The sequence below is a fragment of the Streptomyces sp. NRRL B-1140 genome (assembly GCF_001280065.1).
In the GTDB taxonomy this organism is placed as follows: Bacteria; Actinomycetota; Actinomycetes; order Streptomycetales; family Streptomycetaceae; genus Streptomyces.
Genome location: NZ_LGEA01000036.1, coordinates 22,603 through 48,248, shown reverse-complemented (window position 1 = coordinate 48,248; position 25,646 = coordinate 22,603). Strand labels below are relative to the sequence as shown.

Genomic DNA, 25,646 nt, shown 5'->3' with positions numbered 1-25,646 from the left:
GGAGCGGCGGCCACGGATACCTCCACTGCCGCCGCTCCACGGTCCCCCTCGGTTCCCCCACCTCTAGGCGTATCCAGCCGTCGCCGTTCCTTCACCCGTTTGTGCGGGCGCTCGGAGTGAACCGGGGGAGCGGAAGGGGGCGCTTTCGCAGACTGGTCTGTCCCGCTGATCATCTCGCCCCTACCGTCGGACCCGAGGGCAGGGGTGTACGGCGGGAAGGCTCGACGATGGCGTCGCGGAACCGGTCGCGGGAGAGGGACGACAGCTCACAGGACTTCCCGGGCAGTCCCGGCACAGCAGGGCACGAGGCCGGGGCGGTGCCCTGCCCCCGAAGAGTGCCGCGAGAGGGCGGAGCGGTCCTCGATTCCGGGACGGCGGGGCACGAGGAGGGAGCGGTCCCCGACGACCGCCTCGTCCGTGTCCGGGATCTCGCCGGCCGCCCCCGCGGCACCGGCTTCCTGGCCGACCACCACGGCACCCTGATCACCAGCCACGAGGCCGTCGACGGCCTGTCCCGGCTCGTGCTGCAGGGGCCCGGCGACCGCCGCCGGGTCGTGTCCGCCGACGCGGTCACCCCGCTGCCCGCGCTGGACCTGGCCCTGGTCCGGACCGAGGGGCTCGGTGTGCCGCCGCTGCCCGTCACCGTGCGGGACGGGGCGGCGACCGGCGCCTATGTACGGATCCCCGCCGGCGGCTGGCGCGAGGCGCGGGTGCTGGGCCCGGCCTGCGTGACATACGCGGCCACGGACCGCTCCCACCGTCTCGACGGCGCGCTGGAGCTGGCGGTCGGCACGGCGGGGCGGGACGCGCTGCGGCTGGGCGGCGGAGCGGCCGGAGGCCCCGTGCTCGACGCCGCCACCGGCGCCGTCGTCGGAGTCCTCGGCACCGCGCTCAGCTCCGGCCATCGCGACGTCGGGTTCGCCGTACCGCTGCATGCGGGGGTCGCCGCAGCGGCGGGCCCGCTCGCCGGACTGCTCGCCGAGAACGCCGCGACGGTACCCGCCTATGGGGCCGATCTGAACCTGGCGGGCGTGCTGGAAGTGACCGGCGCATCGGTGGGTCTGGACGGTCCGCCCGGCGGGACCGGAGTGCCGGAACCGGTCGAACGGGCGGGGATGGCCGCCGAGTTCGACGCCTTCGCGACAGGCACGGCGGCCGTCCTCGGTCTCGTCGGAGCACCCGGCAGCGGTCGCACGACGGAACTCGCCGCGCTCGCCGCCCGCCGCGCCCGCGGCGGGCAGCCCACGCTCTGGCTGCGCGGCTGCGACCTGCGGGAGGACGACACGTCGGTGGCGGACGCGGTCCGCAGGGCGCTGACCCGGGCCGTCCCCGTCGTGGCCGGTGCGCAGGCCCCGCCTCCGCCCTCCCTGCCCCGACCGGCGGGCCCCCAGGACATGACGCCCGAGCGCCTCGCCCGCCTCGCCGGTTCGTCCGGCCGGCCCCTGCTGCTGCTTCTGGACGGCCCCGAGGAGATGCCTCCGGCGGCGGCCCGCCGCTTGGCCGACTGGGCGGGCGGGACCCTGCGGTGGCTCGGGGAGACCGGAGCGCGGCTGGTGGTGGCCTGCCGGCCGGAGTACTGGGAGGAGGTGTCCGGCCCGCTGCACCGACCGGCGTGCGTGCGGCTCGGCGACCTCGGCGAGGACGAGGCCCGGGAGGCCCGGCTGCGGTACGGCATCGCCGAGGGCGCCGTCGGCGGCACCGGCGCCCGGCACCCCCTCACCCTGCGTCTGCTCGCCGAGATCCGGGACGAGTTCACCGACGCGTCCGACACGCCGGTCCTGCTCGCGGGCCCCGTCGGCCGGGACGAGGTCTTCTCCGCCTACCTGGACCTGATGGCGCTGCGCGTCGCCACCCGGCTGGCCACCGGCAACGGCCTGAACGGCACAGCCGTACGCCGGCTGGCGGCCAAGGTCGCCGGGCAGGTGCACGAAGCCGCCCGGCGCGGCCTCGGCCCGGGACAGGGCGACCTGGACCGGGAGGCGTTCGAGGCGGTGTTCCCGTGGGGGGCTGCCCCGGAGCGGCTCGGCGGCTGCTCGGGCTGGGCGGCGGCCGTGCTCGCCGAGGGACTGCTCGTGCCCGCCGGTCCCGGCTACCGTTTCGCGCACGAGGGGCTCGCCGACTGGCTCCAGGGCATGCACCTCGACCTCGACGAGGCGCTGCACGCCCTGGTCCACCGCGGCGGGGACGCGCAGACCGACCCCGTTCCGCGGCACCGCATCGGGCCGGTGATCCAGGCCCTGCTGTGCCTCGCCCGCCAGCACGGCGCAGCTCACCTGGCCTCCCGCCTGACGGACCTGGTGCACGCGCTGGACGCCGACCCGCGGTCCTGGTGGGCCGTACGACTGCTCGCAGGGACCCTGTCGGCCCTGCCCGACGCGGCACCGTACACGGAGGTGCTGCGTCTGCTCGCCGACCGGATCGTGGCCTGGCGGCAGCAGGCAAGGCCCGTGCCGAAGGAGCTCGGGCCCCCCTTCTGGACCGAAGTACGGCTCCCGCCGGAGACGCGCTGCGCACTGCTGCGGCGGCTGGTCCACGCCGACGGGCCGCCGTGCGAGGCCGGGCCCCGGTTCCTGGACGCCGTCGCCGGACTTCTCACCGCCGACCCCACCGCAGTGCAACCCCAGCTCGCCCGCTGGTTCGACGACGAGCAGCCGCTGCCCGCCACCCCGCACGCGACCGTGGCCACGGCCGCGCAGGCGCTGCTGCACACCCACCGCCACACCGCCCTGGACGATCTGACGGACGTGCTCGTCGACCGCGCGCACCCACGGGCCGACGAACTGCTCGCGGTGCTCGCGGAGGAGGAGCCGTCCGCGGTGTGCCGGGCCGCCGACCGGTGGGCCCGCGACGAGCGGCCCGCGCGGCGGAGCGCCGCGGTGGCGCACGGACTGCGCGTCGCGCCGCACGTGAGCACGGGAGGCGACCGCGCCCTCCTGCGCTACGCGGCCCTCACCCTGCTCGCCCGCCCCGCCGACCGCGCCCTGCACGGCGGCGCACTCGCCCTCCTCGTCCAGGACCCGCACACCCGGGCCCGCTACCTCCCTCGGGCGCTGGAGCACTTCGCGGCGGGCGACCCGCGGTTCTCCCCGGACGCCCTGGCCGGAGCCCTTCTGACCGACCCCGAGCCGGTCCTCGGGGCCTTCACGGCCCGGCTGGAACGCCCGGACGCCCAGGAAGCGCTGCGGGCACTGGCCGACGCGGCCCCACCGGGCCTGGCCCGGCGGATCGCCGCGCTGCTGTGCCGGGCGGCGCGCGGGCGGCCGGAACTCGCCGGGCAGGTGGCCGCGTACGCGGACCAGCGGCTCGACCGGGGCCCCGACGCCCGGCCCGTGCTCCTGCCGCTGGTCACCGGCCTGCTGGAGGACGGCGACGTGCGGCTGCGCTGCGCCCTCGCCACCGTCCTCACGCCGCCCGGCATCCCCGCCTCACGTCCGCTGCGCCGCGAACTGCGCGACGCGCTCCTCGCCCGTGAGCACGACACCGACGTCCTGGACGCGCTGCTGCACGCCGCCGCCCGCAACGGCGGCGACGACCTGCGCGACCTCGTACACCGCGTCGGACTGCTCCTCGTGCGCACCCCACAGGGCGCCACCCGCTTCGACCGCGCCCTGGTCGACCTGGGCCGGCACGTGCCCGGTTTCGCCGCCCGCACGGCCGGCTGGCTGGCCGACGCGCCCGGGGAATGGGCCGCGCTGGTCGGGCCGAGTTCCCGCCGCACGATCGAGAACCTGGCCGGCACCGCCGTCCCCGTGTGACCGGCCTTGCGGGGCCGGGGCCGCAGGACGGTGCCGTGCGCCCTGTCACAGCCCCCATGCCGATGCGGGCACGGGGCACCCGGCATGGCACCCTTAGACCTGCGCACGAGGCAACGACGGAAAAACCGACCGGACACGGGTTCGACGAGTTTTCGACAAGGAGCAGGCACAGTGCAGCGCTGGCGTGGCTTGGAGGACATCCCCCAGGACTGGGGGCGCAGCGTCGTCACCATCGGCTCCTACGACGGAGTGCACCGCGGTCACCAGCTGATCATCCGGCATGCCGTGAACCGCGCCCGGGAACTGGGCGTGCCCGCCGTCGTCGTGACCTTCGACCCGCACCCCAGCGAGGTCGTCCGCCCCGGCAGCCACCCGCCGCTGCTCGCCCCTCACCACCGCCGCGCGGAACTCATGGCGGACCTGGGCGTGGACGCGGTGCTCATCCTCCCCTTCACGACCGAGTTCTCGAAGCTGTCCCCGGCCGACTTCGTCGTCAAGGTCCTGGTCGACAAGCTGCACGCCAAGGCCGTCGTCGAGGGCCCCAACTTCCGCTTCGGCCACAAGGCCGCCGGGAACGTGGAGTTCCTGTCCACGCAGGGCAAGACCTACGACTTCGAGGTCGAGGTCGTCGACCTGTACGTGACGGGTGAGGCGGGCGGCGGGGAGCCGTTCTCCTCGACGCTGACGCGACGGCTGGTCGCCGAGGGCGACGTCCGGGGCGCGGCGGAGATCCTGGGGCGCCCGCACCGGGTGGAGGGCGTCGTCGTCCGGGGCGCGCAGCGCGGGCGCGAACTGGGCTTCCCCACGGCCAACGTCGAGACGCTGCCGCACACCGCCATTCCGGCCGACGGGGTGTACGCCGGCTGGCTGCACGCCCAGGGCGAGGCGATGCCGGCGGCGATCTCCGTGGGGACGAATCCGCAGTTCGAGGGGACCGAGCGGACGGTGGAGGCGTACGCCATCGACCGGGTGGGGCTCGATCTGTACGGCTTGCATGTCGCGGTCGACTTCCTGGCGTTCGTGCGGGGGCAGGCGAAGTTCGAGACGCTGGACGCGCTGTTGGTTCAGATGGGGCAGGACGTCGAGAAGTGCAGGGAGCTGGTGTCCGGCGGCTGAGGGGCTGCCTAGGCCTCTTGCCGGCCGTCTGCGGGTGCGGTGTGGCTGGTCGCGCAGTTCCCCGCGCCCCCCTCAGGTGCGTCTGCGACTGCCCAGTGGCAGGCCACCTGCGAGTCGCCGCCACCGTTCAGCACCTCCAAGTCCTGGTGTCTGCACGCGTCCGCCACGCCCGCCGCTTCCGCCTCGCCGCCCGCCAGGATCCGGCAGCGCACGTGGAAGCGGCACCCTGACGGGATGCGCGACGGGTCCGGGGGCTCGCCCGTGAGGACCACCGGGGTGCCCGGAGCCTCCGGGAGGACGGACAGAAGCGCCTGCGTGTAGGGGTGCCGGGGTGCCGTCAGGACCTGCTCCACCGCCCCCGTCTCCACGATCCGGCCCAGGTACATCACGGCCACCCGGTCGGCGATGTTCCACGCCAGGCCCAGATCGTGCGTGACGACCAGGGCGGACAGGCCCAGTTCGGTGCGCAGTCGCAGCAGCAGGGCGAGGATCTCCCCGCGTACCGAGGCGTCGAGGGACGCCACCGGCTCGTCGGCGACGAGGAGTTCGGGTTCCAGGACCAGCGCGCCCGCGATGACCACCCGCTGGCGCTGCCCGCCGGACAGTTCGTGCGGATAGCGCAGGAAGAAGCGCTCCGGGGGACGCAGCCCGGCCCGGGACAGTGCCTCGGCGACCGCGGTGCGTTCGTCGCCGCCGTGGCCGTGGATGCGCAGTCCCTCGGCGACCGCGTCGTACACCGTGTGGCGGGGGTTGAGGGAGCCGCTCGGGTCCTGCAGGACCAGCTGGACGCGTTTGCGGTAGGCCTTCAGGGACCGGCCGGAGTACTCCAGCGGGCGGCCGTCGAAGGTGACCCCGCCCGCCGTCGGGGCGACCAGGCCGAGCAGACTGCGCGCCAGGGTCGTCTTGCCGCAGCCGGACTCACCGACCAGCGCGACGATCTCGCCGGGGCGGATGTCGAGGTCGACGCCGTCCACCGCCCGGGCCCGGGGGCCGCCGTGCCGTCCGGGGAAGGTGACGTGGAGGCCCCGGGCGCTCAGCAGCGGGGCGGAGGTGACCTCGGGGGCCGTGGGAGACGTGGTCATGGCGTGCCGGGCCTCGCTTCCTCCAGGGCCTCCGGTGTCCCGGACGGCCGCTCACCACGGTCCCGCGCACCCTGGACCGCCTCACGGTCCTCCGCTCCCGGCGGCCCGGCCAGCACACACGCCGCCCGCCGCTCCGGCCCCGCCGCCCGCAGCACCGGGTCCTCCTCGGAACACGACTCCAGCGCCACCTGGCACCGCGGATGGAACGTGCAGCCGGACGGCAGCGCGGCAGGGTCGGGCGGGTCGCCCGCGAGCCCCTGCGGCGCGAACCGGGACGCCGGGTCGCCGATGCGCGGGAACGCGGCCGACAGGGCCCGGGCGTACGGGTGCCGGGCGTCCTCGTACACCTGCCGGGCGGGGCCCTCCTCGACCACCCGGCCCGCGTACATCACCGCCAGCCGGTCACAGGTGTCGGCGAGGACCGCCAGGTCGTGGCTGATCATGATCAGACCGAGGTCCTGGTCCGCGACCAGCTGCTCGATGAGCCGCAGGATCTGGGCCTGGATCATCACGTCGAGCGCGGTCGTCGGCTCGTCGGCGATGATCAGCCGGGGGGCGCAGGCCAGCGCCATGGCGATCATGACGCGCTGGCGCTGGCCGCCGGACAGTTCGTGCGGATAGGCGTCCGCGCGGGCGGGCGGGAGGCCGACCTGCTCCAACAGCTCACCGGTCTTCCTTTTCGCACCGGCGGCGGTCGCCTTCCGGTGCAGCAGGATCGGCTCGGCGATCTGGTCGCCGACGCGGTGCACGGCGTTGAGGGAGTGCATCGCGCCCTGGAAGACGACGGAGGCCCCGGCCCAGCGGACCGCCCGCACCCGGCCCCACTTCATGGTCAGCACGTCCTCGCCGTCGAGGAGCACCTCCCCGGTGATCCGGGCGCCCGCCGGCAGCAGCCGCAGCAGGGCCAGCGCCAGCGTGGACTTGCCGCAGCCGGACTCGCCGGCCAGGCCCAGCTTCCGGCCCGCCTCCAGGCGCAGATCCACCCCGCGCACGGCGGCCGCCCCGCCCGCGTACGTCACGGTCAGGTTCCTGACGTCGAGCAGACTCAACGCGACACCCCCAGCCTGGGGTTGAGGACGGACTCCACGGCCCGCCCGCAGAGCGTGAACGCCAGCGCCACCACGGCGATGGCGATGCCCGGCGGCACCAGATACCACCAGTCCCCGGCACTGACCGCGCCCGCCTCCCGCGCGTCCTGAAGCAGCCCGCCCCAGGACACGACCGTCGGATCGCCGAGGCCGAGGAAGGCGAGGGTCGCCTCGGCGAGGATGGCCGAGGAGATGATCAGGGTCGTCTGGGCCAGCACCAGCGGCATCACATTGGGCAGGACGTGCCGGGACATGATGTGCCAGTGGCCGCCGCCCAGCGCCCTCGCCCGCTCGATGTACGGCCGGGTCTCCACGGCCAGGGTCTGGGCGCGCACCAGCCGGGCCGTGGTCGGCCAGGTGGTCACGCCGATCGCCACGACGGTCGTGGTCAGCGAGCGGGACATCACCGTCGCCAGGGCGATCGCGAGCACCAGCGTCGGCATCACCAGGAACCAGTCGGTGATCCGCATCATCACCGTCGCGTACCAGCCCCTGAAGTGCCCCGCCGTCACCCCGATCAGGGTGCCGATCGACACCGACAGCACGGCGGCGAGCAGCCCGACCATCAGCGACACCCGCGAACCCCAGATCACCAGGCCCAGCAGGTCCCGGCCGAACTGGTCGGTGCCGAGCGGGAACTCGGCGCTCGGGCTCTGCATCGGACGCCCCGGCGCGTCGGTCACGCTGCTCACGTCGGAGCCGACGAACAGCGGCGCGAACAGCGCCAGCAGCGCGCACAGCGCCAGCACGGCCAGCCCGTGGAGCCCCGCCCGTTCGGAGCGGTACTGCCGCCAGAAGCGGGCGACGGAAGCCCGGCGCCGCTGCCGGGCCAGGGCGCGCGGGCTCGGGGCCGGCTCGGTCGTCGTCATCGGGCCACCCGGGGGTCCAGCAGCGGATAGACCAGGTCGGCGAGGGTGTTCATCAGGATCACCGCGGCGGCGAACACGAAGAACAAGCCCTGCACCAGCGGCAGATCGGGCACGCTCAGCGCCTGGTAGAACAGCCCGCCGAGCCCCGGCCAGGAGAAGACCGTCTCCACGAGGATCACGCCCGCCACCGTCCGGCCGAGGTTGATGAAGATCAGCGTCACGGTCGGCAGCAGCGCGTTCGGCACGGCGTGGCGACGGCGTACGAGGTCGTCGCGCAGCCCCTTGGCCCGCGCCGTCGTCAGATAGTCGCTGCCCATCTCGTCCAGCAGCGCCGACCGTGTGACCAGCAGCGTCTGCCCGTACTCCACGGCCACCAGCGTCACCACCGGCAGCACGAGATGGTGCGCCACATCGAGCACGTACGCGAAGCCCTCCTCGCCGCCCGACTCCATGCCGCCGGTCGGGAACATCCCGGGCAGCGGGCCGATGCCCACCGACAGCACGATGATCAGCAGCAGCCCCAGCCAGAAGGACGGGATGGAGTACAGCGTCAGCGCAAGGCCCGTGTTGAGGCGGTCGCCCAGCCCGCCGTGCCGCCACGCCGAGCGCGTGCCGAGGAAGATGCCCAACGCCGTGTAGAGGACGAACGCCGTGCCCGTGAGCAGCAGCGTGTTCGGCAGCGCCTCGGTGATCTTGTCGACGACCGGGGCGCGGAACTGGTACGACGTCCCGAAGTCACCCGTGAGCGCCTTGCCGCAGTAGTCCGTGAACTGCCGCCACAACGGCAGGTCCAGCCCGAACTCCGCGCGATATGCCGCCAGTTGCTCGGCCGACACCTGACGGCCGCCCGTCATGGTCTTCACCGGGTCACCGGGGATCAGCCGGAACAGGAAGAAACTGGTCACGAGGACCGCGAGCAGCGAAACGGCGGCACCGGCCAGCTTGCCCGCCAGGTACCGCGGGTACGCGGACCTCCCGCGCACCCGCGGCCCGGCCGCCGCCTGCTGCTTGTCCTCGACCAGCGCGGGGGTCGCGTCAGCGGTCATGAGTACCCGCTCGCCGCTTCACTCGCGTTCCTCGGCGGTGGCCCGTCGCCGCATCGCCGCGAAGGCGCCGAGCCCGCCGAGGATCAGGACACCCGCGACGATCCCCACCACAACCCCCGTCGACGAGGCGGTGTCGGAGGAGCCGCCGGAGTCCGCGGGGACCGCTGACCACCAGCTCCAGTAACCGTCCTGACCGTAGATGTTGCCCGCCTTCGCCGGCATGGTCGTGATCGACTTGATCTGGTCCGTCCGGAAGGCCTCGACCGCGTTCGGATACGCCATGACGTTCATGTACCCGAGGTCGTACAGCCGCGACTCCATCCGCTTGACGATGTCCGCCCGTTTGGCGGGGTCGTACTCGCTCAGCTGCCGGGCATAGAGCTCGTCGTACTTCTTGTCGCAGATGAAATTGTCCGTCGCGCCGGTGTCCTTCGGGGTCGCCGGGAGCGCGCCGCACGTATGGATCGACAGGACGAAGTCCGGGTCGGGATTGACCGACCAGCCGTCGAACGCCAGGTCGTACGTGCCGGCCAGCCACGGGTCGGTCACGTTGTCCAGGCAGTTGAGCCGCACTCCGATGCCGAGCTTGCCCCACCACTCCTGCAGGTACTTGCCGACCGCCTTGTCGTTCGGGTCGGTGGCGTGGCACAGCACGCGGTAGGTGATCGGCTTGCCGTCCTTGCCGACGCGCTTGCCGTCGCCGTTCTTCTTGTACCCCGCCTGGTCGAGCAGCCGGGCCGCCTCGGCCGGGTCGTACGCCAGCTTCCGGTCCGCGGAGGGCTTCCAGAAGTAGTCCTGGAAGCGCGGCGGGAGGTAGCCCTCGCCCTCGACGGCGTGGCCCCGGAACACCTTGTCGATGATGGCCTCGCGGTCCACGGCCCGGAACAGCGCGTTGCGCACCCGCTGGTCCAGCAGGGAGGGGTGGCCGTCGCCGAACTTCTCGCCGTTCTTCGCCTTCGCGCCCGGGTTGGTGGCGAGGGCGTAGAAACGGCGGCCGGGGGCGTCGTTCACCTGGATGTCGTCAGCGCCCTTCAGGGACTCCGCCTGAGCGGGCGTCAGGGACGGGGACCCGGCCACGAAGGACACCTCGCCCTTGCGCAGCGCCGACACGGCCGCGTCCTGGTCCTTGTAGTAGCGGAACACCAGCTCGTCGAACTTCGGCGACCCGCGCCAGAAGCTCTTGTTGGCCTTGAGCCGGACGTAGCTGTCGGCCTTGTACCCGCTCAGCACGAACGGCCCGTTCCCCACCACGGGGAAGCTCTTGTCGTTGTTGAACGCGGAGAAGTCCGAGACCTTCTCCCACACGTGCTTCGGCACGATCGGCACGTCCAGCGCGGCCATCGTGGCCTGCGGCTTCTTCAGCTCGATGACCAGCTGGGTGGGGCTCGGAGCCGTCACCTTCCTGAAGTTCCCGACGTAGCTGCCGTTGGCCGTGGCCGCGCCGGAGTCGGTCATCATCTTGTTGAACGTCCACGCCGCGTCCTCGGCGGTGGCCTGCTCGCCGTCCGACCACGTGGAGTTCGAACGGATCGTGTACGTCCAGGTCAGCTTGTCCGCCGACGGCTCCCACTTGGTGGCCAGGCCCGCGATGGCGCGGTTGTCCTTGGGGTCGTAGTTCGTCAGGTACTCGTACACGAGCCGGTGGATGCTCGTACTGAGCAGCCGGACCGCCAGAAACGGGCTGAGCGAGTCCACGCTCTGCGCCACGGCGACGGTCAGCACCTTCTTGCCGTCGTCGGCCGCCCGGGCCTGCTGGGGCGCCGGGGCGAGCGGGGTCGTGAGACCGGCGGTGAGGGTGAGCGCGGCCGCCCCGGCCAGGGCGACGAGCCGGAGGCCGTGCGGGAGGCTGCGTTTCTGATCGTTCGTGCCCATGGGCGGACCTCGCGTCATCGCTCGGACGGGAAGGACGGGTTGATCAGCTGTCAGATCCGTGATGTGTGTGTACCAGCGGCCCCGCCACCCGTCAACGCCGCATTCACCCCTTGTGGCCTGCGGAAATAACGAATCGGCGAGCGTTCCGCACCCATTGGTCGAGACCACTGACGCGCCCCTGGCCAGGGCCTGGCAACGGAATTCGCCCCTGAACGCGCCAAGGCCCGCGCCGAGTCGAAGCGGCGCGGGCCGGAGCGGGGACCGGCCCCTGAGAAGGGGCCGATCGGGTGAGGCGATTACTGCGTCGGAGGCGGGGGCGGCGGCGTCTGCCCGTCCGGCTGGGCCGGGTGCCCGGGCTGCCCGGGCTGGTCGGCCTGGGGGTAGCCGTAGCCCGGCTGGTCGGCCTGGGGGTAGCCGTAGCCCGGCTGCCCGGGCTGGGGGTAGCCATAGCCCGGCTGCGGGGGAGCGGCCGGGGGCTGCCCGGGCTGGGGGTACGGCTGGCCGGGATGGGCCGCCGGCGGCCCGGACTGCTGCACCGGCTGGCCGGGCTGTCCCGGCTGCCCGGGCTGGCCGGGCTGCGGGAAGGGCGGCTGGCCCGCGGCCTGCGGATACGGCTGCCCGGGCTGGGCCGGGGGCTGTCCCGGCTGGGCATAGGGCTGTCCCGGCTGAGGGTACGGCTGCCCGGGCTGGGCGTAGGGCTGCCCGGGCTGCGGCGTCGGCGGCTGCGGGTACTGGTCCGGCTGGCCGGGAGCCTGCTGCTGTCCAGGAGCGGGCTGCTGCAGACCGGGATGCGGAGGCTGCTGCAGACCGGGATGCGGAGGCTGCCCGGGCTGGCCGTAGAGCTGCCCCGGCCCGGCTTGGCCCGGCATCGGCGGGGCCGCGACCGGCGGCGGATTGCCGTCGGAGGTCCACAGCCCGTGCGACTGCTGGTGCCGGACGAAGTCCTCGGCGACCATCGTCGCCAGGTTGAAGTACGCCTCCCGCACCTTCGGTCGCATCATGTCGAGGTCGACCTCGGCACCGGCGGCGAGATGCTCGTCGAAGGGCACGACGACGACGCCCCGGCAGCGCGTCTCGAAGTGAGTCACGATGTCCTCGACCTTGATCATCTTCCCGGTCTCGCGGACCCCGGAGATGACGGTGAGGGACCGCGAGACGAGGTCGGCGTAACCGTGCGCCGACAGCCAGTCCAGCGTCGTACTCGCACTGCTCGCACCGTCCACGGACGGCGTCGAGATGATGATGAGCTGGTCGGCGAGGTCCAGTACACCGCGCATCGCGCTGTACAGCAGACCGGTACCGGAGTCGGTGAGGATCACCGGGTACTGCTTGCCCAGCACGTCGATCGCGCGCCGGTAGTCCTCGTCGTTGAAGGTCGTGGACACGGCCGGGTCGACGTCGTTGGCGATGATCTCCAGGCCGGAGGGCGCCTGCGACGTGAACCGCCGGATGTCCATGTACGAGTTGAGGTACGGGATCGCCTGGACGAGGTCACGGATGGTGGCCCCGGTCTCCCGCCGCACCCGGCGTCCGAGGGTGCCGGCGTCCGGGTTGGCGTCGATCGCGAGGATCTTGTCCTGCCGCTCGGTGGCGAGCGTGGAGCCGAGCGCGGTGGTCGTGGTCGTCTTGCCGACACCGCCCTTGAGGCTGATCACCGCGATCCGGTAGCAGGACAGCACGGGCGTACGGATCAGGTCGAGCTTGCGCTGCCGCTCGGCCTCCTCCCTCTTGCCGCCGATCTTGAACCGACCGCCACCGGCCGCCGGACGGCTGCTCTTCGCCTTCTGCTTCTTGCTGTTGAGCAGCCGGTCGGACGACAGCTCCACGGCAGCGGTGTAACCGAGCGGCGCGACCCCGGGGTTGGTCGGCTGCCGCTGGTCGTGCTGCATGGGCTGAGGCCAGGCGGCGCCGGTGCGGGGGTCGACGGGCTGCTGGGGCTGCTGCCCTGGCTGCGGCTGTCCCGACGGGCCGGCCTGCGGGGTGTGGCCCTCGGTGTGGGGCTGGGCCTGCGGCGGGATGTGAGGCTGCGGCTGGACCTGCTGGTGCGGGGGCTGAGCACCGGGGTGCGGGAAGCCGTATCCGCCCTGAGCGGTGGCCGGAGTGCTCTGGTGCGGGAAGCCGTAGCCGCCCTGGGCGTCGGGTGCGGGGGCCGGCGCACTCTGGGGCTGCCGAGCCGAGGGCTGCTGGGCATCCGGAGCCGGAGCGCCCGGCTGAGGAAAGCCGTATCCGCCTTGCGGGGCGGGCGGGGCGGTGGGCGGAGTGCCCTGGTGCGGGAAGCCGTAACCGCCGGGCTGCGGGGTGGGCTGCGCGGGCGGCGCCGGTGCGGCAGGCTGGTTCCATGCGGCGGGCGCGGGCTGCGGCGCCTGCGGCTGGAACGTTGGCTGCTGCGCCGGCGGCTGCTGTACCGGCACGGAGGGCTGCGGCGGCACCGGGTGCTGTCCCTGTGCGGCCGTCGGCTGCGGCTGAGCGGGCGTGTTCGGGTCCCAGGGCTGCGCCTGCGGCTGCTGCTGCGGCTGGGCGGGCCACTCGCTCGCCGGGGCCGGAGCGGCCGGCTGGTACGACGGCGGCAGCGGCGGCACGCCCGGCGGGGGCGGGGGAGTGAAGCCGGGCGGCGTGCCGTGCGGCGCATCGGGGGAGGCCGGTGCCGGCGGTGCGGCGTCCTCGGGCTGGCCCGGCGCGGACGCGTGGTCGGCGAGGGGCGCGTCGGCCGGCTCGGCAGCTGGCGCCACCGAGTCCTCACCCTCGTGCTCGGCGTCGGCGGGTACCGCGTGCTCGGACTCGTCGGAGCCGGGCAGCGCGTACCCGGGCTGCGCGTCCTCAGACAGGCCGGCCTCGGGCTTCGTGTCCTCAAGCTGCGCGTCATCGACCGGTGCCGGCTCGGAGTCGGCGTCGTCGGCCTCGGCGGCCGAGGACTCCACGTCCTCCGCTTTGGGGCGCGTGTTCCCCGACTCGGCCTCAGCGAGCGGTGGTGGCACGTCCGTGAAGGAGTCCACGTCCAGCGCGTCATCCGAAGCCGCTGGGGAGTCGTCCCCCTCCGCAGCGGGAGCGACGTCCTCCGCGTCGTCGGGTCGAAGCCCGCCTACGGCCTCGTCGGCGTTCTTCGCCTCGGTGGCCTCGGGGGCGTCGGTGTCTGCGGAGCCTTCGGACCCTTCAGGGGCGGCGGGCGCGGAGGCCGCCTCCGCAGCGGCACGCTCCTCGATCTCCCGCTTCAGGGCGACGGCGGAGAAGCGCATGGTGGCGCCGCTCTCCAGATCGCCGTTCTCTGGCTCCGCGGCATCATCGGAAGCCGCCACGGCCGAAGCCTCGGGAGCGACTGGGGCCACCGAAGCGACAGGCGGAGCTGCCGGGACCGCGGGATTCGCCGGGACGGCCGGGGCCTCCGGCGGAGCCGGCGGGGCCCACTGCGGCTGATGCCCGCCGACGGGGATGTGCGGCACGGCCGCAGGAGAAGCCGCATCCCCCGCGGGCGCCTCCACCTGCCCCTCAGACTGTTCGCCGTGCGGCGACCCCTGCGGCTCGAATCCGCTGCCCATCGGAAGCCTGGGCACGGCCGCAGGGCCCTCCGAAGAGGGCGCAGGCGGCGCAGGCGGTGCGAAGGGCGCACCCGGCGCGGACGCGGGAGGCGTGAACGGGGCGCCCGGAGCGGGGGCCGGCGCGGGAGGCGTGAAGGGCGCCCCGGGCGCCGGAGCCGGTGGGGAGGCCTGCCCCGGCATGGACGTCGGAGAGGCCGAAGGCCCACCGTCAGGATTGGCGTGCGCCGGTCGGGTCAGCCCGGGCAGCGGCGGCACGGGTCCCTTCGGCACGGTCGGACCCCCAGGCGCCCAGGCGGCTCCGGCGCCACCGGGCACGCCGGAAGCGCCGATCGCCCCGGGGCCGGGCGCCCCGGGAGCGCTTGAGTCCTCGGACCCGCCCGCCCCCTGCCCCGAGGACGAACTCCCCGAGGCATTCTGCGTGTACCAGGCGGGCGGGGCGTAGTCGATGGTGAACTCGCCCGTCATCTCCGCTGCGGACTCCGCGTCGGGCTGGTCATCGCCGGGTGTCGCCCAGCCCCCGCGGATCCCGTCCCGATCGCTGCTCACAGTGTTCCTCCTGGTGTGCTCGAGCACCCTCATGCCGTGCTGGGGCGACCCTTGCTGTCGCACGAGTCAGTGGGCTACCCCCTGGGCCACCCCCGATATCGCGTCACCCTGTTGGGTCATCGCCTCGTCCCCCGCCCCAGCCTAATCAAGAAAGAGGCGGACACGGCAGGCGTGTCCGTCCGCGTGGGGTGCGTCCGACACAAAGTCGGTTGGACCAACGCGAGTTCGCGGTCAGTCCATCCGCCGGGCCATACCCAGCAGACCGATCTCGGCGTCCGTGGGCTGCGTCATGACGTACTGGCGGTCACCGTCGGTGCACCACAGGGTCATCCCGTCAGCGAGGGTCGGTAGCGGTTCGTACTCGGTGCGCGGCAGGCCGATCACCCGGCCTACCTCGGCCGCCTCGTCGGGCGACACCCGCTGCACTCCGGTGAGCCGCGCCTGACGCATCAGCCTGGGTGCCACCGGGCTGAGATACGGCAGCAGGGTGAGCACCGACTGCCAGGGAGCCGACACCACGCGTCCGCGTGGCGGACGCATACCGCAGTCCCGGACCACCAGGACCGGGTTGCCGGCCGAGGCGCCGAGGGGAGGGACTCGGCCCACGTCGTGCACCGTCATCCCTGACTGGCCGCCGCCCACTGCCTGGACGATCTGCGACCAGTGCTGGGCGCGGCCGGTCTCGACGGCGACCCGCGCGCCCGTCGCCGCGGCGCGCAGGGCGAGCACCTGGGCCGTCCACAGGCCGCCGATCAGCAGCACGTCGTAAGGCGTCGGACGGTTCACCCCGAGCACGGCGGGCTGGCCTTGGGGGGTGACGCCGACGACCACGCCATCGTCACCGATGGGCAGCGACAACGCGTCGAGCTGGTCAACCGGCAGCGTGTGTCGCGGATGGCGTGGGCCGAGCAGTCCGAAGCCGGTGCGCAGCCGCACGGCAAGGCCGCCGCCATCGGAGCGGGTCCGGGACGGCGGGACCGCATCCGGACCGGGCGCCGTGGGGTAGTTGGCGGACGAGATCGGGGTCGTCAGGGGGGCCATCAGCGTGCACCTCCGAGCGGCAACGTGGCCAGGACTCCGGGCAATTGCTCCCGGTCGAGTCGGGCGAGTCCGGTTTGCGCCTGCCGCGCCACGCGTTCCAACTCGCGCCGTGACGACGCGAGCTCTGTGCTGCTGCGCCCGGTGACCCGCACATGCCCAGTAAGGGCTACCTCCTGCTGTCCGCTCCGGGCAAGTGTCAGGCTGAGCGTCGTCGCAAGGGCAGGCACCGCGGTCAATTGCGCGACCAGTTGCGGCAGACCGGTGCCGGAGCCGCCGAGGGAGGGCCAGCGGCGCACCCAGTACGTGGTGTGTCTGCGGTTGTCACACCGCCAACTGCGACTGGTCTCCTCGGTGCGTCGCCGGGGCGCCTCGTTGTGCCCGGCTTGGGTGGTCACCGTCGGGTTTGCGCAGGCGGAGGTGGCGATGGCCGAGGTCACCTCCTCCTCGGTGAGCACGCTCACCCGGAACCCGGCACCCGTCAGCCGGCTCGCCAGATGCTCCGCGGACCGCACCAGGCTCTTCTGGGCCCCGACGAGGCCGCCGCCGCGGGCGGCCACCGCCTCCGAGCACAACTCAGGGTCCAACTTCAGTGCGATCCACGTGATGCGGACGGCCGGAGAGGCCGTCTGCCCCTGCAGCTGTGTGTAGTTGGTCACCACGACCGACTGCTGGGGCAGGTGCGGCGCGGGCGCGGGCTGGGTGTGCACCACGATTTGGGCGGACTCCAGGTGGATTCCGTCGACATCCAGAGCGTCCCGCACCGGGGCGAGGGGGAGGGGGCGGCGGCCGCGCTCCGCGCGCAGCGCCCCGAAGTCTGCCTCCACTTGTAGGACCGCGGTGAGGAAGCCACCGTCACCGACCATGCCGACGGGCCGCTGGTCTCGGTCGTTGCCGCGGCTGTAGCTGTAGGTCCGCAGGCTCGGGTCGCACTCGACGGCAGGGGCCAGCCCCGGGTCCGTGCCCGGCGGCACTGTGCTGTTGGAGGCTCTGCGGCGGCGGGAGCGCAGGGCCTGCACGCGGGCCAGCCACTCGGGCAGGGAGCGCCCTCGGCGCCGCACCAGCGCGAGCATCACGAGGATCCCGGCCACGACGGCGGCCGGGACGAGCGCGTATGTCCCGATCACCCAGCCGCACATGACGAGTGCCGCGGCCAGTTCCAGCAACACCAGCCGCTGCACGGCGAAGGAACCTCCGCGCCCCGAACGTGCCCTCAGGTGCGGCGTGACATTGCCTGACGCCGCCCCGCCGTCGCTGGGCACCGGCCGACCGGCGCTGCCCGAACGCGACCTCGATTGCGATCGTGACTGTGACCGCCGTGCGGAAGCCATCACCCCAAACCCCCCGAATGTCTCACGAATACCTCTACCCACTCGCTCATGCGAGTCCTGAGCCCACTGCCCGTGACACACGCACGGTCACGCAACAGGCATAGTAGGGGCCGGGCCTGACAACGAGGCACCAGAGGCAACCACGGCCGGGCGACGGTCACCATCACCGTCCCCAGGGCTCCGCAACGGGGAAAGAGCGGACACGGATGGCATCACGCCGCGATGAACTCAACGCCTACACCTTCGCGAAGCGTCGCACACTCGCTTCGTTTCTGCGGCCGTCGCCGTCGGGTTCCGAGGAGGGCGCGCCGAAGCCGCTGAGCGCGGTATGGCCAGGGGTGGTGGTTGCCGTGGTGATCCTCGCGGTGTTCGGCGCCATCGGGCTCTTCAGCCCCACCGCCCCGAGAGGCTGGGACACCCCGAACGAACACGTCATCGTCGCCAGCGACTCGACGACGCGATACGTCGTCCTGAAGACGAAGGGCCAGAAGCAGCTTCACCCGGTGCTCAACATGGCCTCGGCGAAACTGCTGCTGAAGCCCGACAAGAACAGCATCATCACAGTCGACGAGAAGGTCCTCGACAGCGGCAAGCCCCCACACGGTGCCACCCTCGGCATCCCGTACGCCCCCGACCGGCTGCCCTCCACCGATGAGGCGGAGGCCGCTAAGCGCTGGGCGGTCTGCGAGCGCCCGAGCGACGGCGGACGGGCCATCCAGAAAGCGGCGTTCGTCCTGGCCGAGAAGGAGTGGACAAGGACGGAGGGCCGCCACAAGCTCTCCGGGAGCGACCTGATGTACGTCGTCGGTCCGGACGGCAAAACGCAGTACGTCGTCGACGACCGCGGCTGGGCCTACCCGCTCGGCGACCCCACCGACAAAGAACTCCTCAAGGCCCTCGACACCCAGGGCCGCGCCCCGCAGCGCGTCTCCCAGGACTGGCTGGACACCCTGCACAAGGGCGACCCCCTGACCATCCCCTCGATCGACGGCACCCCCGGCGCCGAGGCCGGCGCGTCCGAAAGCCTCGGTGAGTACGACAAAGTCGGCATGGTCATCAAGGCCTATGACGGCACGCGCATGCAGTACTACGTCGTCCTCCCCGGCGAGGTCGCCCGGATCAGCGAGTTCACCGCAACCCTCCTGCTGAACAGCGGCAAGCTCATCGCCGTCGGGCAGACAGGCGAGGCACAACAGGTCGCCCCCGGCGCGGTGGTCGACAGCACCGCCTTCCGTGGCGAGAAGAAGTGGCCGACGTACAAGCCGAAGACCGTCAACAACGGCACCAGCGCCACCACCGGCCGCAACACCGTCTGCAACGTCCTGCGCTCGGTCGACACGAAGAACGGCACGACCACCCTATCCACGTGGGTCGGCACCGACTTCCCCGCCTCGCTGCCCACCGGCTCCTCCAGCGCGTATGTCACCGCCGGCTCCGGACAGCTCTACCGCCAGTTCCAGGGCACCGAGACCAAGGCAGGCAGCGTCTTCCTGGTCACCGACACCGGCCTGCGCTATGCGCTGCAGTCCAATAGCGACAGCGCCACCGAGGACAAGGGCATCGGTACCTCCAAGGAGCAGCGCGAGCAGGCACTGACCGAGGCCAAGATCGCCCAGACCAGGCTCGGCTACGAGAAGGTTGACCCGACCCCCGTCCCTCTGGCCTGGTCGAGGTTCCTGCCCACGGGCCCCCGCCTGTCCGAGTCGGCGGCCCGACAGCCGCAGGGCTCGTAGCCGCGGGCATTCGGTAGGAGAGCGACTGATGCTGAAAGCAGGCGACGTGAGGACCAGAAGCCGCTCGCTGGTGGTGACGCTGCTCGCCACGACGGTCGTCAGCGCGACGACCCAACTCGTCCTCCCGATCCACGAGGCCCGGGCGGACGACAGCGGCCAGTGCACCTTCCCGTCGGAGAAGTACGAAGGCCGCCCCTGGTCGTTGCAACGCATCAATCTCGACGAGCTGTGGGCGCAGACGAAGGGCGAAGGGATCCGGGTCGCTGTCGTCGACACGGGTGTCGACGTCAAGAATCCCCAGCTCACCGAGGCCGTCGACGCGTCGAAGGGTAAGAACTTCCTCCCCGAGAAGAACCAGAAGGGCGAGAAGATCGAGCGCGGCAACGCGAGCGGCACGACGGACACCGTCGGCCACGGCACCCGCGTGGCCGGCATCATCGCCGCCCGCCCCGTGGCGGGGACCGGCTTCGTGGGCCTGGCCCCCGAGGCCACGATCATCCCGATCAAGCAGAACGACGCGGACGGCAACGGCACGGCGCTCACCCTGGCACAGTCCATCCGCCATGCGGTGGACGTGGGCGCGGACGTCATCAACATCTCCCAGGACACGGCCAACGCCGTGAAACCGGCCGCGGAACTGGAACAGGCGGTGAACCATGCCCTCAGCCGACAGGTCGTCATCGTCGCCTCGGCCGGCAACGACGGGCTGGGCGGCAACGTCAAGGTCACTTACCCCGCGTCGTACCAGGGCGTCCTCGCCGTGGCCTCCTCGGACCGCAACAACGAGCGCGCCCCCTTCTCCCAGTCCGGCAGTTTCGTCGGGGTCGCCGCACCCGGCGTCGACATGATCTCCACCGTCCCCGGCGACGGCCACTGTTCCGACAACGGCACCAGCTTCTCGGCCCCGTACGTCGCCGGCGTAGCCGCCCTGCTGAAGGCCAAGTATCCCAAGTGGACGGCACGGCAGATCGTCGCTCAGATCGAACAGACCGCGGAACGCACCATCCCCGGACATGACATCCTCGTCGGCTGGGGCGTGGTCGACCCGGTCAAGGCCCTCACCGACGTCGACCCTGCGCACCCCGTCGAGTCTCCCCGCCCGGAACGCAACCCTGTTGGCGCCGAAGCGCCCTCGGTGGCCCCCGTCCACTTCGGAGAGACACCAGAGGAACGCAACACCCGCCTCGGCACCTATGTCGTGGTCGGAGGTCTCGTCCTGGCAGCGGGACTGAGCGGCACGGCGGTGGCGGTGCGGGACGCGCGGCGTCGGCGGAGAGGCCTGGGAGGCCCGGCATGCTGACGCAACTGTCGATCATCCTCTTCGTGCTGGCGGCTCTGCTGATCCTCATGGCCTGTGTGAAGGCGCAGCGGGTCCGTTCCTGGCGCGAGTCCCTGAACCCGTCCGCGCCCGAGGTCCCGGACGTGGCGTTCGTCGTCGCCCGCATCACCCTCATAGGCATGGCGGCAGTCTGCGCAGTGATGGGTTTTCGAGGCGTCGACGTGCAGGACCGTTGGAAGTGGAGCGACGACGAGCTGCAGAGCGCGGTGGAACAGGCCACGCACGAGCTCGACGGGTTCCTGTATCGGGTCGACGAGTCGGGCAAACCCGTCGTCCCCATGTACGAGTACGAGACGCTCCTCGAGAGCGAGGTCGTCGAGAACGGCGGCGACGCCCCACAGGACGGCGTCGCCGCCTCAGCCGCCGACGGCAACACGAACGCCGACGCGTACTTCACCGTCTCCGCGAACGGCGCCGACGCCGAATTCTGCGTCCACATCGAGCGCGTGCGCTCGAAGGAGGACGACTACACGCCGCCGGGCATCGCGGGAGGCGAGGGGACGTACACCGAGCTGGGCTACCGGCTCACGGTGACCACACAGGAAGGGGCGTGCTGACTGGTCAGGTGAAGCCGCACAGGGGGGCGCAAGGCGCGCCTTCACGGCCTGAGCCTGCTCTGCGGGCAGGGTTGCCTATGTCCGCTGGGCGTCGAGTGATTCGCCCCTGTCCGCCTTGCCGCCAGCGCAGCTGAACAGGAGCACGAGCACGCACGGTGTGACCGCCTGTCGGACCAGGCTACGGTCCCGCCTCGCGTCAGCGGCATGTGTCCGAGTCGGCGACGGACTGGCTGTAGGAGGTGATCAGCTTTTTCACCGCGGCATCGTCGCTGACATCGTCAGCGTGGACCTGCAGCCCGGTGAAAAGAGTGTGATTTGGATGATCTGGGCTGGTGCAGTCCGCTACCTTCATCACCGCCCCTGTGCCGGAGCCGACGTACGTGCCGGCATCATCTGTGAGCCTGGCTGATTCAAGCTGCGGAACGGAGGCGGCAACGTCGACGACGGTGTCACCATCTTCCCACCACTCCTGGCTGAGGGTTAGAGCGGCCTTGCCGTCGACGTTCACCTGGCACTCGCTCCTCCGATACACCGGGTGCTTCTCCTCGGTTTCGATCCGATTCCCAGTCGGCAGGAGATCGGAGACGACTCCGCGGTTCACTGTGGCGCCGCACAGAGCGCTAGGCACCTCGTATCCCTGTTTTTCGCGAGAGCAGCCGACGAGCATGCTGAACGCGGTGAGTAGTACACATACTTCCGCCACTCGTCGTTCGATCACAATGACTACCTCTCGTTGGTCCAAGTACGTGCCCTTGGCGGTTCAGAAGCTAGAGAGTGCCTTGAACACGCTGGCTGTCTCAGATATCCGTGACAAGGTCCGGCGCGACTGTTCGCATGTACTCCCCAGCATCGAGGAATGCCTTCGAGGACTCATCCTCCGCCCATGACGCGACATCCCCCGGGTGCTGCAAGTTGTACATTCTGGCGGCTTCCGACGCTGCTCGACGTGTGTACTCCATGTTGGTCGTGCGGCCGTTCTGCCAGTCATCACCGATCTTGGGCCCTGCATCGTCCTTTGCGCTGCCCTCCGCGTCCTTGAACAACTCCTCCAGGATTACGCTCGTGACAGTGCCCGCAGCGCCACCGACCCCCGCTCCTACGGCAGGCGTGGCGATGAACGAGGTGCCGACGCCGACTCCGGTACCAACTGTGCCCGAGATCACGTTCTTCCACTGGGCCATCGAGTGGTCGTACTCCTCATCCGACTTGACGGCTTCGGAGGCGACAGCCTCGTTGCGGCCCATGGCCAGAACACCCGAAACGTCGCCCGAGTGCCGGGCGATGGATCGAACAGTGAGTTCCAAGTCGTGATGCGGGCGCTGACTCTCCGGTAGGTCCGGGTTGAGGTGGTACTCCATCAAGTCGCCCATGTACTTCGTCTGACCCACTTCGACTGCGGCGTATCCCTCCGGATTCTGGCCCACGGCGAAGAGGAAGCGTGACACCTCGTTGTGTTCCAACTCGGCAGACGAACCGAACACGGGGTAAAGCTTCTCAATTCGTTCCCAGGCGTCCTTCTTGTCCTCGTCGTCCCGCTCCGGATGCGGGTCGACCTCTGTCGTCGCGCGATTGATGTCGGGCAGGTACTCGGAAGCGATCTGTCCCATGCTGTCCGACATGTAAGCGCTCTCGGTGAGTCGTGTGTCGTTATCCGCAATCGACGCGACGATGGCCTCGAAGAGTTTGGTTTGGCCCTCGTTGTGTGCGGGAGTGTCCTTGGTGGGAAGCTCGCCGGCTGGGTGGCCAGTGGTTGCTGCCTCCAGAGCGAGCGCCAGATTGTTCTTCCCTGTGTGGAGATCGTCCCCCTTGAGGTCGCTCTCCTTCGGCCACTCACGCTCCTCGAAGAGGTACTGGAAGTTGGAGAGCGTGACCTTGCCGTTCTTGCCGTTGCCGTCGGTGTCCCGCTCGAAGGGGTTGCCCTCGTCGTCCTTGTTGATGAACTCCTGGTTGAAGAAGTCCGTCGCCGCGTCCGGGCTGTTGGAGAGGCCTTTCAGGTAACCGGTGAGCGGGTCGGAGCCGCTGTCCTCGCCGATGCGGTTCAGCCAGGGGTCCGCACCCATGTGCTGCCACGCCATGTTCTGGTGCTCGCCGTTGCCGGTGAGCTTGCGCTCGGTGGCCATGAGCTTGTTGCCGTAGTCCTTCAGGAACTGGTCGTCGTAGTCGCCGGTCCGCATCAGGTTGCTCATGACCTGGAAGCCCATGGGGCCGCCGGCGTTGTTGCCGTAGACCGGTTTGTCGCCGATGTCGATCATCGTGCGCTTCCACTCGCTCATCGCGACCGAGTCGCTCTGCGTGGCGTTGGCGAGCGTAGTGCCCAGGCTGCGCTGCAGATCGTCGAACTTCTCCTGCCGTTCCCGCCCGAGCTCGAAGTTGCCCCGGTGCGGGTCGTTGACGCCGGTCCAGAACTCCAGCGTCTTCTGCGGACCGAGCGTCGTGGCGAACCGTTCGGCGAACAGATCGTCGTTGCCGTACTTGTTGAGCCCATTGAGGAGCCGGTCGAACTCCTCGGGGCTGAGGTCCTTGGGATCCTTCCGCGCCAGCTTCGCCAGCTCGTCGGCCTGCTTGACGGCCTCAGCCGCGCTGTCCCGGTCCTTGTACGAGGCGTCCGAGAAGCCGAGCTTGCTCTGGTCGGCGATGGCCTGCAGGACGGTCTTGGCCGAGTTGTCGCTCTCGGTCGCCTTGTCGAGGATCTTCTGGAGCTGATCGCGCAGCCCGTTGATCTCGGACTGGTTGTCCTTGTCCTGCCGCGCCCGGCCCTCCGGCGGCACGTCCGTGGTGACGGTGAACCCGCCCTCGTAACCGATGACCCTCAGGTTGCTCTTCCGGCCGCCGTCTATTGCATTGACGAGCTGCTGGTGATAACCCTTCAGCTCTGTCCGTGTGTCCGCGAGGATCTTGTGGATGGTCGTCGCCTGTGTGTGCGCGTCGCCAAACTCACCGGCCGTCTTACCGATGAACTCCTTCGACACCTGAGCGTTCACACCAGCCCAGTCCGCCTTGTTCGCTGCCTGGTGCAGTTCGTCCTCGGCGTCTTTCTTCAGCGTCTCCAGGTGCTTGACCAAGGTCGACCAGTCCGTGACGGCGTCGTCGAGCAGCTTGAAGTTGGCGTCGCGCAGAGTTTCGAGGTCCATCGGTCTCTATCCCCAGAAGTCCAGGAGTTGCAGAAGTGTCGAGCTGCGGCTGAGTGAGTCGCTGAGCCGTGTGCCGGTGTCCGGCCGGAACGGCGGGAACCACACGGGCGTCCCCTAGGCCGCCGCTACTCGTCCTTCTTCTTCTCGTCCTTCTTCTCCCCGTACACGGGATTCTTTTCGCCGGGCTGCCCCACGCGCTCGTCGAAACCGGCGTCCAAAGTGTCGATGCTGCTCATCTGGCGCACGATGAAGTTGTCGTCGCCGGCGTGGATCTTCTTGGTGACCTGCAGATGGTTCGTGATCTGCGCACACGCGTCCATGAGGGACTTGAGCTGTTGCTCCCACCGGTTCGACACGTGCTGCAGCCCCGCTCCGAGCGCGAAGCCCTGCTTCGACAGGTCGCTGGCCGCGGAGTCACTGCTGGGGACAGAGACGCGGGCCTTGTCCCACAGCGCGTTGTACAAGCTGTGCGCGGATTTGCTGATCTTCGTCAGGGAAGCGTTGGCGACCTTCAGGTCGCCGTATGACGACGGTCCTCCCGCCGAACCCGGCGATCCGTCACCGGGGTCGAGCTGGTTCAACTGCATGTGCGTGGACTGCTGCTCGGCAGCCTGAGTCTTGAGCTGCTCCCACTCGTCCCATGCCATGGGTCGACCTCTTCCCCCGTACTGATCGGCTCCCGGAGCTCGTGCCGATGGGATGACTTGATTCCGGGGGCTGTGGTTGAGGACCAACCTAGCAACCGGGCTTGGCATGGAGGGAGCAGGATCTTTTGTGTACGGATTGTCCGCAGTGAAGATTTGGGGGAGGTGCCCGCCGGGCGGTGGTCCGGGGGCACGGGTCTCGCGGTCCCGTGTACAGGCCTGCAGGCCGGTGTTGGCTGCTCGGAGTTGCTGCCGCCAGCGGCCGCAGTGGAGCGGAGACCGCCCGGGGACTCGCTGTGGGTTGGAGGGCAACTCGTGAAACGGTGAACGCGTCGGTGGGTGGCTTGTAGCACGAGACTCGTAACTGAGCTAAGACGTGGGACGGTTGGTCCCATTGTGCTGGTTGACTAGAGTGGTGAACGCGCTGTCCGACGCGGCTCGCCCTGCGATCGGCGCGCGAGTGGTCGGTCCGGATCTGGTCGGGCCGACGGATGTTCACGGGGAAACGGGGAGGAACGTCGTGCTTCCAGCGGACATGGGGGGCGTGTCGGCGGCTAGGGCGGCGGACCTGGAGGTCAGTGGCGAACTGTTGAAGGACTTCGTCGACCGAGTGGACGCGGTGCTTCGCGATCTTGAGGGGTCCGCCGGCAACCCGACGAAGGTGGGTGCGCAGACGATCAAGGCATCGTCCTTGAGTAATGGGTCGGCTGGTGTCTTTCCTGAAGCGCAGAGCCTGCATGCCCAGTACAACAGCGTCCACGAGAAGCTCACAGCGCTGTCGAAGACGCTGCATCTTCACATCGAGGCGATCGCCATCGGGGTCAAGGGCGCGGCCAACGGCTACGACCAGCTCGAAGACGACCAGCGTCGGCGGTTCTGGGCGATTCGCTGGGAACTCGAATCGATGCAGGACGACAAGAGCGGCCAATACAGCCGCGAAGACGAGTCCGGGATTGGGGCCTGACC

At 70.9% G+C, this 25,646-nt stretch carries 17 protein-coding genes; 6 read left to right on the top strand and 11 right to left on the bottom strand.

Going from position 1 to position 25,646, the window contains the following annotated elements:
• Positions 1 to 227 precede the first annotated feature (227 nt).
• A complete protein-coding gene (locus tag ADK65_RS05525; protein WP_234352803.1) occupies positions 228 to 3,755 on the top strand; it encodes a trypsin-like peptidase domain-containing protein in 3,528 nt (1,175 codons plus the stop codon).
• 171 nt (positions 3,756 to 3,926) lie between these two features.
• Complete coding sequence (locus ADK65_RS05520; protein ID WP_053668667.1) at positions 3,927 to 4,871, top strand: bifunctional riboflavin kinase/FAD synthetase; 945 nt, start codon at positions 3,927 to 3,929, stop codon at positions 4,869 to 4,871.
• Between the two features lie 8 nt (positions 4,872 to 4,879).
• On the opposite strand, the gene ADK65_RS05515 is transcribed toward ADK65_RS05520, so the two are convergent.
• From ADK65_RS05515 to eccE, 8 genes are all read right to left on the bottom strand, one after another.
• Entirely contained in the window at positions 4,880 to 5,953 is a 1,074-nt protein-coding gene (locus ADK65_RS05515) for an ABC transporter ATP-binding protein (protein WP_053668666.1), read from the bottom strand.
• Positions 5,950 to 7,002, bottom strand: a complete 1,053-nt coding sequence (locus tag ADK65_RS05510) for an ABC transporter ATP-binding protein (RefSeq protein WP_053668665.1) — start codon at positions 7,000 to 7,002, stop codon at positions 5,950 to 5,952. Before ADK65_RS05510 ends, ADK65_RS05515 begins: the two co-directional genes overlap by 4 nt.
• Positions 6,999 to 7,910, bottom strand: coding sequence for an ABC transporter permease (locus ADK65_RS05505; RefSeq protein WP_053668664.1), 912 nt, complete (start codon positions 7,908 to 7,910; stop codon positions 6,999 to 7,001). The genes ADK65_RS05510 and ADK65_RS05505 overlap by 4 nt, the downstream gene beginning before the upstream one ends.
• The gene (locus ADK65_RS05500) at positions 7,907 to 8,956 is read right to left on the bottom strand and encodes an ABC transporter permease (RefSeq protein WP_053668663.1); all 1,050 of its coding nucleotides are present in this window, start codon (positions 8,954 to 8,956) and stop codon (positions 7,907 to 7,909) included. Before ADK65_RS05500 ends, ADK65_RS05505 begins: the two co-directional genes overlap by 4 nt.
• 18 nt (positions 8,957 to 8,974) lie before the next feature.
• A complete protein-coding gene (locus ADK65_RS05495; protein WP_053668662.1) occupies positions 8,975 to 10,828 on the bottom strand; it encodes an ABC transporter substrate-binding protein in 1,854 nt (617 codons plus the stop codon).
• Positions 10,829 to 11,124: 296 nt separating this feature from the next.
• Entirely contained in the window at positions 11,125 to 14,907 is a 3,783-nt protein-coding gene (locus ADK65_RS05490; protein WP_234352802.1) for an SCO5717 family growth-regulating ATPase, read from the bottom strand.
• A gap of 231 nt (positions 14,908 to 15,138) precedes the next feature.
• Complete coding sequence (locus ADK65_RS05485; protein WP_053668660.1) at positions 15,139 to 15,948, bottom strand: hypothetical protein; 810 nt, start codon at positions 15,946 to 15,948, stop codon at positions 15,139 to 15,141.
• Entirely contained in the window at positions 15,948 to 17,276 is a 1,329-nt protein-coding gene (gene eccE / locus ADK65_RS05480; protein WP_053668659.1) for a type VII secretion protein EccE, read from the bottom strand. The genes ADK65_RS05485 and eccE overlap by 1 nt, the downstream gene beginning before the upstream one ends.
• Positions 17,277 to 17,482: 206 nt before the next feature.
• On the opposite strand from eccE, the gene eccB reads away from it, so the two are divergent.
• The 3 genes from eccB to ADK65_RS05465 are packed head-to-tail and all read left to right on the top strand — an operon-like array spanning position 17,483 to position 20,905.
• Positions 17,483 to 19,009 carry a type VII secretion protein EccB gene (eccB, locus tag ADK65_RS05475; RefSeq protein WP_053668658.1) on the top strand — a complete coding sequence of 509 codons (1,527 nt, stop codon included), beginning with the start codon at positions 17,483 to 17,485 and terminating at the stop codon, positions 19,007 to 19,009.
• 46 nt (positions 19,010 to 19,055) lie between these two features.
• Complete coding sequence (gene mycP, locus ADK65_RS05470) at positions 19,056 to 20,309, top strand: type VII secretion-associated serine protease mycosin (RefSeq protein ID WP_234352801.1); 1,254 nt, start codon at positions 19,056 to 19,058, stop codon at positions 20,307 to 20,309.
• Positions 20,303 to 20,905, top strand: a complete 603-nt coding sequence (locus ADK65_RS05465; protein WP_053668656.1) for a hypothetical protein — start codon at positions 20,303 to 20,305, stop codon at positions 20,903 to 20,905. The genes mycP and ADK65_RS05465 overlap by 7 nt, the downstream gene beginning before the upstream one ends.
• A 196-nt stretch (positions 20,906 to 21,101) precedes the next feature.
• Here the strand turns inward: ADK65_RS05465 and ADK65_RS38425 are convergent, their stop codons facing one another.
• The 3 genes from ADK65_RS38425 to ADK65_RS05450 all read right to left on the bottom strand — a co-directional run bounded on the left by ADK65_RS38425 (position 21,102) and on the right by ADK65_RS05450 (position 24,683).
• Entirely contained in the window at positions 21,102 to 21,623 is a 522-nt protein-coding gene (locus ADK65_RS38425; protein WP_159038726.1) for a hypothetical protein, read from the bottom strand.
• A gap of 79 nt (positions 21,624 to 21,702) precedes the next feature.
• Positions 21,703 to 24,036: a hypothetical protein gene (locus ADK65_RS05455; protein ID WP_053668654.1), complete on the bottom strand. Its 2,334-nt coding sequence runs from the start codon at positions 24,034 to 24,036 to the stop codon at positions 21,703 to 21,705.
• A 125-nt stretch (positions 24,037 to 24,161) separates the two neighbouring features.
• The gene (locus ADK65_RS05450) at positions 24,162 to 24,683 is read right to left on the bottom strand and encodes a hypothetical protein (protein ID WP_053668653.1); all 522 of its coding nucleotides are present in this window, start codon (positions 24,681 to 24,683) and stop codon (positions 24,162 to 24,164) included.
• Between the two features lie 412 nt (positions 24,684 to 25,095).
• Between ADK65_RS05450 and ADK65_RS05445 the strand changes: the two genes are divergently transcribed.
• Positions 25,096 to 25,644, top strand: coding sequence for a DUF2563 family protein (locus ADK65_RS05445; RefSeq protein WP_324614245.1), 549 nt, complete (start codon positions 25,096 to 25,098; stop codon positions 25,642 to 25,644).
• The last annotated feature ends 2 nt before the right edge of the window (positions 25,645 to 25,646 follow it).